1 protein-coding gene is annotated in these 837 nt (G+C 12.7%); it reads right to left on the bottom strand.

Annotation, left to right across the window (positions count from 1 at the left end; genetic code table 11):
* Positions 1 to 29: 29 nt before the first annotated feature.
* Positions 30 to 116 carry a cytochrome b6-f complex subunit PetL gene (locus IE038_RS25580; RefSeq protein ID WP_498053049.1) on the bottom strand — a complete coding sequence of 29 codons (87 nt, stop codon included), beginning with the start codon at positions 114 to 116 and terminating at the stop codon, positions 30 to 32.
* Positions 117 to 837: the final 721 nt, after the last annotated feature.

Genomic DNA, 837 nt, shown 5'->3' with positions numbered 1-837 from the left:
TTTATAAAAAAATTTGTATTTAATTAATTTTAAATAAGTTGTATTTTGTTTAGATTAATAAATAGAATTGAGGTTATAGTTAAAGTTGTTAGTAGAAAATTGAAATAATTAGTTATAGTAGGTATGAAGGGATTTAATAAAATATGTTTTTTTATATATATGTTTTTTAAAGTATTTTTTTAAGTTTTAATTGAAATTTTTTTTAAGAAATAGAGAAAGATAATTAGTTTTAAGAATTAAAAAAATTTAATTGAAAATTTGTGAATTATTAATTATTATAGGTGGTATGAAAAAAAATAGAGAAAGATAAAAAGAATTTAATTTATTGTTTTTGGTATTTGTATTATTTTAGGAGTTAGAATTAATGTAATTTATTAATTGAAAAATTTTTTAAGAAATTAATTATAAAAAAAAATAATATATAAAAAAAATAATTTTATTATTTAATTTTAGTTAAAATATATAATTTTTTTTGAATGAATATGTAAAAATTTGAAAATAAGTTGTTTGATTTTTTTTTTTTATTGATTTTAGAATTTAGAATATGTTTTTTTTTATTTTATTAAAATTGAATTTATTAAAATTTAAATTTATTAGATTAAATTAAATAGTAGAGTAGTTTTTTTTATTTAATTTATTGAATGAGATTAAAAAGAAAAGAGGTATTTTATATGGAGAATGAGATTAGTAAAAAAAAAGATTTATTTATTTTAATTAGATTTTAAATGATAATTAGATTTTTAAAATTTGTAATTAGTAATTTTTATTATTGTTTTTTTTTGAGGTTTTAGGTTTTTTTTTTTGAGATTATATAGAAAATAGAGTGAAAAATTTATT

This window comes from Pseudomonas laurentiana (genome assembly GCF_014648275.1).
Classification (GTDB): Bacteria; Pseudomonadota; Gammaproteobacteria; order Pseudomonadales; family Pseudomonadaceae; genus Aquipseudomonas; species Aquipseudomonas laurentiana.
Note: the sequence above shows the minus strand (reverse complement) of the source record. Positions and strands in the feature narration are given on the sequence as shown.